6 protein-coding genes are annotated in these 7,846 nt (G+C 57.4%); 4 read left to right on the forward strand and 2 right to left on the reverse strand.

Annotated features, from left to right (window positions below):
* Nucleotides 1-394: 394 nt before the first annotated feature.
* A complete protein-coding gene (locus B2W96_RS06490) occupies nt 395-538 on the reverse strand; it encodes a helix-turn-helix domain-containing protein (protein WP_293009472.1) in 144 nt (47 codons plus the stop codon).
* 285 nt (nt 539-823) lie between these two features.
* On the opposite strand from B2W96_RS06490, the gene B2W96_RS06495 reads away from it, so the two are divergent.
* Nucleotides 824-2,671, forward strand: a complete 1,848-nt coding sequence (locus B2W96_RS06495) for a methyl-accepting chemotaxis protein (protein ID WP_293009473.1) — start codon at nt 824-826, stop codon at nt 2,669-2,671.
* 254 nt (nt 2,672-2,925) lie between these two features.
* A complete protein-coding gene (locus B2W96_RS06500) occupies nt 2,926-4,200 on the forward strand; it encodes a replication-associated recombination protein A (protein WP_293009474.1) in 1,275 nt (424 codons plus the stop codon).
* Here B2W96_RS06500 and B2W96_RS06505 read toward each other — a convergent pair.
* Nucleotides 4,181-5,116: a S1 RNA-binding domain-containing protein gene (locus tag B2W96_RS06505; RefSeq protein WP_293009475.1), complete on the reverse strand. Its 936-nt coding sequence runs from the start codon at nt 5,114-5,116 to the stop codon at nt 4,181-4,183. The two genes, B2W96_RS06500 and B2W96_RS06505, sit on opposite strands and share 20 nt — an antisense overlap.
* A gap of 94 nt (nt 5,117-5,210) precedes the next feature.
* Here B2W96_RS06505 and B2W96_RS06510 point away from each other — a divergent pair, with 94 nt between their 5' ends.
* Complete coding sequence (locus tag B2W96_RS06510) at nt 5,211-5,405, forward strand: DUF951 domain-containing protein (RefSeq protein ID WP_293009476.1); 195 nt, start codon at nt 5,211-5,213, stop codon at nt 5,403-5,405.
* 485 nt (nt 5,406-5,890) lie between these two features.
* The coding region (gene alaS / locus B2W96_RS06515; RefSeq protein ID WP_293009477.1) for an alanine--tRNA ligase at nt 5,891-7,846 on the forward strand (1,956 nt) is incomplete at its 3' end.

Here is a 7,846-nt window from a genome sequence, read left to right on the forward strand (position 1 = left end):
GCGCCGGTACAATTCATGCTGCACTTATGTTCCTCACTCCTTCGGAAAGCTGAGGAGCAGAAACCTTTTGGATTTAAACGGCATAGCGTCCGCTTGGCGCTATGCCGTTTTTTGAGCCCGCAAAACCACGCGGTCCGCGTGGTTTTTAATTTAAGGGGTCGGCGGAAAACAGCAAATCTATTTTCTTTCGTCGTATTTTTCCTTTAGACGCTGCAAGTAGACGTATTCCAGCACCGCCCGTCTCCCGCCTGCCCGCAGGGACAGCACAGAAGAGAGAATCCGCCCGTCGTGGTGCCGTCGATTACCTGCTCCTTTAGGGCTGAAAGGCCGTCTTTGCAGTCGGTTCTGCCCAAAAGATAATCTGTCGACACGTTGTAGAAGTTGGCCAAAATGATCAGCGCCCGGATTGGAAGATCGCTCCCCCCATCTTATATTTGGAATATTGCTGCTGTGTGGTACCGATTAAGCTGGCAATGTCGGATTGCTTTAAATCTCTCTCTTCACGCAGTCCGCGAAGAATTTCTAGTGTTGTCCTCATGCATTGCACCTCTGTCGAAAATCATATCAAAACAATGGCAAGAATACTGACAAATACAACCTATAAGTTTATTAACAAAAAATCCACGTCTTTAAGGTGTTCAAAATATATGGCGTGTATGCAGGGAAATTGGAAACAGGGCAGTCGTAGGACGAGGCTGGCTGCAAAAGGTTTCGCATTTTCCGGCATTATAAAATATAGAAAAATAGACACGCAAATTTAGAGAGAAAAAGGCGCATTTCAACTGCATGGAAGGGGATATTATTTATGAGGCGGATTGCAAACTTGAAAATTTCCACGAAACTGGTGGCGGGATTCTTGGTCATAGCGCTGATTGCAGGCGCTGTTGGCATGGTTGGACTTATGAATATCAATGCGTTGGCTAAATCGGGCAGGCTGCTCTACGAAAAAAACACCATGGCCATTTTGTATTCGGGGGATGCCAATACTTCTTATCAGAGAATTCGGTACAACGTGGCCGAAATGTTGCTGATGCGAGCTGACTCCCTGCGAGACAATTACGTGAAAGAATGCGAAGCGCTTCTCACGACCATTGAAGAGGACATGAACAATTATGAGGCGGGCATTACCGAGGATGCCGATCAGGAGCTGTTTTTTGCTCTGAAATCAAACTGGGTGGATTTTAAGACCTACATGCAGCAGGGTCTTTCTTATGCGAAAGTGGGACAGTATGACCATGTGCGGCGCGTTCTGCTGGTGGAAGCGAACGCGGTAAGCGGCAGTCTGATGGACTCTTTTGTGAAAATCTATGACTACAACTCCACGCAGGCAGCGGAAAGGGCGGCAGAGAATGACCAGCTTGCGAAAATCTCCAATTTGATCATGCTGGCCGTGATGCTGGCCGCGCTGGCTGTGGCCATTGTGCTGGGGGTGCTGATTGCCCGCGGCATCAGCAAGCCGCTGAATAAGGTGGTGGATGCTGCCGACAGGCTTGCAAAGGGAGACTTCAATATCGACGTGGCGGTCAATTCCAAGGATGAGACTGGAATGCTGGGTCGAAGCTTCGCCAATATGTCCGAGACGCTGAAGGCCATTATAGAAGATCTTTCCCAGGGACTGAAGGCGTTTGCCAACGGTGATTTTTCAATTGACTCCTCGTCTGAAGAAATTTACTTGGGAGACTACCACGCCCTGCTTGAAAACACCCGGAAAATGCGGGACAAGCTCAGCGACGTGCTGCGCAGCGTCAACACGGCGGCGGAGCAGGTGGCCGTCGGGGCGGAGCAGGTATCCGGCGGGGCGCAGGCGATGGCCAGCGGCTCCACTGAACAGGCTGCCACCGTGGAGGAGCTAAACGCCTCCATTGCGCAGGTTGCCGAACAGGCTGAGAATAACCTCACTACCATCAAGGCTGCCGCCCAACATATTGAGCAGGCCGTCGGCGGGGTGAACAGCAGCAACGAATATATGCACCAGCTCTCCACCGCAATTGGGGAAATCAGCACGTCCTCCAACCAGATTATGAGTATTACCAAGGTCATTGAGGACATCGCTTTCCAGACCAACATTCTGGCGCTGAATGCGGCCATTGAGGCCGCCCGGGCAGGCAATGCGGGCAAGGGCTTCGCGGTGGTGGCGGACGAGGTGCGCAACCTTGCCGGGAAGTCCGCCGAGGCCGCCCGCCGGACGGCGGAACTGATTGGCGCCGCGGTGTCCACGGTGTCGCGGGGAACGGAAATCACTGAGAAGACGGCGCAGGAGTTGCGCAATACCGAGGTAAGCGCGAAAAAGGTGGCTGAGAGCTTTGTCCTGATTGAAGGGGCGTCCATTCAGCAGACTGACTCCATCGAGCAGATTCGGGACGGACTGAACCAGATTTCCGCCGTGGTGCAGACCAACGCCGCCACAGCGGAGGAGAACTCTGCCACCAGTGAGGAGATGTCCGCGCAGGCAGTCTCCCTGCGTCAGGAGGTGGGCCGTTTCCGGTTCAGAGAGGAGGGCGCCAACTTCACCCGCGCGGCGGAAAGCGCCTCAGCACCCGATGTGTCTGAAGAAGGCGGCTTGTCCGATACGAACGGAGCCGCGGTCTCCGATGCTGCCGATGCGGCAAACTCTGATGCGGACATGGAGAGCAAGGCGGCGCCTGCCAATCTGCCCGCGGGAAAATATTGACGCAAAGAAAACGGATGACCGTGGGTGCGGACTTCCGGGTCTGACTGTATAAGCGCCCGGTTCTCCTGCGAAGCGTTTCAAGTTCGCCTTTGGCACAGGAATATATCAAAAACCCGTTTCCGGTTGGAAACGGGTTTTTGTTATTTGGCGCTTGTGCCATCTTTAGGAAATCTTGCAATTTCACGTGGCGTGTGGTATGGTGGGAAAGCAAAAGACAGTGTCGCCGAAAGGTGGCTTTGGAAGGAGGGAGCGCCTTGCAGCAGCGCCCATTGGCGGATGAAATACGGCCCGGGACCATAGACGAGGTGGTGGGGCAAAAGCACCTTTTGGGACCTGGTGCGGTGCTTCGCCGCCTGATTGAAAGCGGGACCTCCGCCAACATGGTGTTTTACGGGCCCTCCGGGACCGGCAAGACAACTGTGGCAAACATTATCGCGGAGAAAACCCAGAAAACGCTCTATCGACTCAACGCCACCACCGCCAGCCTTCAGGACGTGAAGGAGGTCATTGCAAACGTGGGGACGCTGCTGGCTCCCGGCGGTATTCTGCTGTATCTGGACGAGATACAGTATTTCAATAAGAAGCAGCAGCAGAGCCTGCTGGAGTTTATGGAAAACGGGCAGATCACCCTGATTGCCTCCACCACGGAGAACCCATATTTTTACGTGTACGGCGCGCTGCTCTCCCGCAGCACGGTATTTGAATTCAAGTCCGTGCCGCCGGAGGAGGTGCTGCCCGCCGTAGAGCGGGCGCTTGAAATAGAGAAGGGGCGGCAGGAACTGCCTCTTGTCTGGGAAGCGGGATTGCCGCTGGACGTTGCCACCGCTTGCGGCGGAGACGTGCGCAAGGCCATTAACGCCGTGGAGCTTCTCTGCCGCTCTGCGCGGCCCGACAAAAACGGAGAGCTGAAGCTCACACGGGAGGATGCGCGGCAGCTCACGCAGCGCAGCGCCATGCGCTACGACCGGGAGGGAGACGCACATTACGACATTTTATCTGCCCTTCAGAAGTCCATTCGGGGCAGCGACCCCGACGCGGCGGTGCACTATCTGGGGCGGCTGCTGGAGGCGGGGGATCTGCTGTCTCCCTGCCGGCGGCTGCTGGTCATCGCGGCGGAGGACATCGGCCTAGCCTATCCTATGGCGATAGCCGTGACAAAGGCCTGTGTGGACGCGGCGGTGCAGTTGGGCCTGCCGGAGGCGCAGATTCCTTTGGCTGAGGCTGCCATTCTGCTGGCTACCGCGCCCAAGTCCAACTCCGCGGTGAACGCCGTGTCGGCGGCCATAGGGGATTTGAAGGCGGGACGGACGGGAGATATTCCCCGCAGGCTTCAAAACGTTCACGCGGACACCACCGGCTTTGACAGCCGCCAGAATTATAAGTATCCCCACGCCTATCCGGGGCATTGGGTGGAGCAGCAATACCTGCCCGACGCACTGAAAAACGCACGGTATTACGAATACGGCGAAAACAAGACCGAGCAGGCCGCCCGGCGGTACTGGGAGGAAATCAAAGGCGCAGAGCGGTGAAATCCGTGGCCACCGGTGGCTTTTCATAGCAGGCCGGGGAGTAAACCCAGTGATCCAGCGTTCCGTCGGTGATCTGATAGCGCAGGGGTACGGGGTAAACGGAGGGCGTGAGCCGCTGGATGATTTGCAGCTTGATTTTCATGTGCTCCGGGCGGATGGAGCGTATGTAGACGGAAACCCGGTCCCCCTCCGCCACGTCGTCCTTTAAATCCGCAAGCCCCGAGAGATTGGGCGCCAGCTCCACAAAGGCCCCGTAGTCCCGGACGGAGCGGACAATGCCCTGAACGGTTTCGCCGGGAGAAAAATAGCTGGCGTTTTCCATCCATGTGCCCAGTAGCTCCCGGTGGGTCATGGTGAACCGGCGGTTTTCCCGGTCCACGGACAGCACCGCCGCCAGAATTTTTTGGCCTGTGCGAAAGCGGGCCGCAGGGTGGGGAATGCGGGAAACGGAGATGCGCTCGATGGGCAGCATGGCCACCACTCCGCAGCCGATGTCCAAAAACGCGCCGAAGGACTCCATATGGGTCACACGGCAGGTGAGGATCCCGCCCGGCTCCAACGTCTCCATAAAATGCGAGATGGCCTGTTCCTGTACGGCCCGGCGGGACAGAAGGGCACGGGGCGCGCCCTTTCCGTCGGCAGTAAGGCTGCTGACCGCAAAGCAGACGGGCTTCCCGACAAGGGATAAAAGCGCGATGTCCCGGTCCGCGCCCCCGATCCATGGGGAAACGGCCTCGCTCCGGGGAATCAGGCCCTCCATGGGGCCGAGGGAGACGTGAAGCGTCCGGTTCCCGTCGCACCGGACCACGGGGGCCTCCAAAATTGTGCTGTGCTCCTGAGCGTCCCGCAGCAAGGCGGGGGTAAGGGGGGCGCGGGGGCGCAGGCCCTCCGGCAGATACATTTTATTTTCCGGCATGGCAACTCTCTCCATCCGCCGCGCAGCGCGGCGCAAATTCAGCATCTGAATCACTATATGCGCCTTTTGGCGGGGGATTGACAGGAGGAATGGAATGGACTTGCATCTTCATGACCATGTGGAACTGAAAAAGCAGCATCCCTGCGGCAGCAAGCACTGGGAAATTCTGAGGGTGGGCATGGATATTAAGCTGAAATGCCTTGGCTGCGGGCACGAGCTGATGCTTCCCCGGAGCCGGGCGGAAAAGAGCATCCGAAAAATTTTGACGGAGGAGGAAAAAAACAAATGAACAAGGGAACCCGCATTGCGGCGATTGTGATTGTGGGACTGCTGGTGTTTTCGCTTTTGGCGTCGCTGGTGGTGCCGTTTATGGCGTGAGGTCCGGGCTGGTCCCGAGAGAACCGCCCCCGGCGGGGAGCACTGGAAAACTCCTCCCGAAGGCGGTTTTATCGCCGTAAATTCCATTGACAATGTAAAAAAGTGTGCTAAAATAGCAACATAATCTGAAAATGCCATGACGGAGCCAGCCACGCGGACAGGTTTTAGCGAGGGGGAGACGGTGAAAGTCCCCCACCCAAGGCCGCGCAGCAGCCACTTCTGAGCATCCCGCGATGAGCGGGGCGGTTCATCCCCGATACAAAGATGGCTAAGAAGCCCCGCAAGGGGATAATTAGGGTGGTACCGTGAAGCTTCGCTTCGCCCCTATGCCGGGGCGGGGCGTTTTCTTTTTTAACGCAAAGATGAAAAATTTTGAGAAATACGGAGGAAACATATATGGCACATCCGGTATATGGACTGAACGAGCTGCGGGAGATGTTCCTGAGCTATTTTGAAAGCAAGGGCCATCTGCGCCTGCCCAGCTTTTCCCTGATTCCCCACAACGACGCAAGCCTTTTGCTGATTAACAGCGGCATGGCCCCCATGAAAACCTGGTTTACCCGGGAGGAAGAGCCTCCCCGCAACCGGGTTTGCACCTGCCAGAAGTGCATCCGCACGGGCGACATTGAAAATATCGGCAAAACCGCCCGCCACGGCACCTATTTCGAGATGCTGGGCAATTTCTCCTTCGGTGATTACTTCAAGAAGGAGGCCATTCCCATGAGCTGGGAGTTTTTGACCGAGGTGGCGGGGCTGGAGGCGGATCGGCTGTATCCCTCCATTTACGAAGAGGACGAAGAGGCTTTTGAAATTTGGAACAAGGACATGAATATCCCTGCTGAGCGTATCTTCCGCTTCGGCAAGGCGGACAACTTCTGGGAGCACGGCCCCGGCCCCTGCGGTCCCTGCTCCGAGATTTACTATGACCGGGGCGAGAAATACGGCTGCGGTCGGCCGGAGTGCACCGTGGGCTGCGACTGCGACCGGTATATCGAAATCTGGAACAACGTCTTCTCCCAGTTTGTCAATGACGGCGAGGGCCACTACGAGGAGATGACGAATAAGAACATCGACACCGGCATGGGTCTTGAGCGGCTGGCGGTGGCCAGTCAGGGTGTTGCGTCCCTCTTTGATGTGGACACCGTGATGCACATTACGAATAAGGTCAGCGAGATCACCGGCGCCCACTATGAAGAGAGCGACAAGACCGACGTGTCCCTCCGGGTTATCACGGACCATATCCGTTCCTCCGTCATGATGATCTGCGACGGCGTGCTGCCCAGCAACGAGGGCCGGGGCTATGTGCTGCGCCGCCTGCTGCGCCGCGCCGCGCGTCACGGAAAGCTGCTGGGAGTGGACGGGCCGTTCCTGTACAAGGTGGTGGCCACGGTGGCCGAGGTCAACAAGGCCGCCTATCCCGACGTGGCGGAAAAGGAAGCTTATATCACCAAGGTGGTGCGGACGGAGGAAGAGAATTTCCTCAAGACGCTGGATGCGGGCATGAAAATTTACACGGAAATGCTGGCGGCCCACAAGGCAGAGAACAAATCCCTGTTCTCCGGCGCGGACGCTTTCAAGCTTTACGACACCTATGGTTTCCCTCTGGACCTGACGGCGGAGATGCTGGAGGAAGAGGATATGCAGGTGGACGAGGCCGGATTCCGCGAGCTGATGGAGCAGCAGCGCGTCCGGGCCAGAAAAGCCCGGGAGGCGCTGGGCGATGTGGCATGGGCGGGCATTGATCTGGGCCTTGACACAACGCCCACACTGTTTACCGGCTATGACCACAACACGGATTCCGGCACGGTGCTGGCCATCGTGGCGGAGGATGAACTGCGGGACGCCATCGTCAAGGGCGCCGAGGGTGTGCTTGTGCTGGACAAAACGCCGTTTTACGCGGAGATGGGCGGACAGGTGACAGACCACGGCACCATTTCCCTGAACGGGGCGGTATTCGCCGTCCAAAACGTCCAAAAGGACAAGGCGGGGAAGTTCCTGCACCATGGCGTGATGGAGTCCGGCGAGCTGAAAAAGGGAGACGCCGTCACCTCCTCCATCGACGTGGAGCGCCGTCAGGCCGTCCGCCGCGCCCACAGCGCCACGCATCTGCTGGATGCGGCACTGAAAAAGGTGCTGGGGGACCATGTGCATCAGGCCGGTTCTCTGGTGGAGCCGGACCGGCTGCGGTTCGACTTTACCCACTTCTCCGCCATCACGGCGGAGGAACTGTCTAAAATCCAGCGGCTGGTGAATGACGAAATTCTGGCGGGCCTGAATGTTGGAACGCAGGAGCTTCCTGTGGAAGAGGCAAAAAAGCTGGGAGCTGTGGCCCTGTTCGGCGAAAAATACGGC

Origin of the sequence: Oscillibacter sp. UBA6647 (assembly GCA_002455655.1) — a bacterium.
Taxonomy (GTDB): Bacteria; Bacillota; Clostridia; order Oscillospirales; family Oscillospiraceae; genus Oscillibacter.

Bases quoted from the DNA above. Each gene is read 5' to 3' on its own strand.
- B2W96_RS06490 (WP_293009472.1), bottom strand. From the start codon at position 538: ATGAGGACAACACTAGAAATTCTTCGCGGACTGCGTGAAGAGAGAGAT.
- B2W96_RS06505 (WP_293009475.1), bottom strand. From the start codon at position 5,116: ATGCCGGAAAATAAAATGTATCTGCCGGAGGGCCTGCGCCCCCGCGCC.
- B2W96_RS06510 (WP_293009476.1), top strand. From the start codon at position 5,211: ATGGACTTGCATCTTCATGACCATGTGGAACTGAAAAAGCAGCATCCC.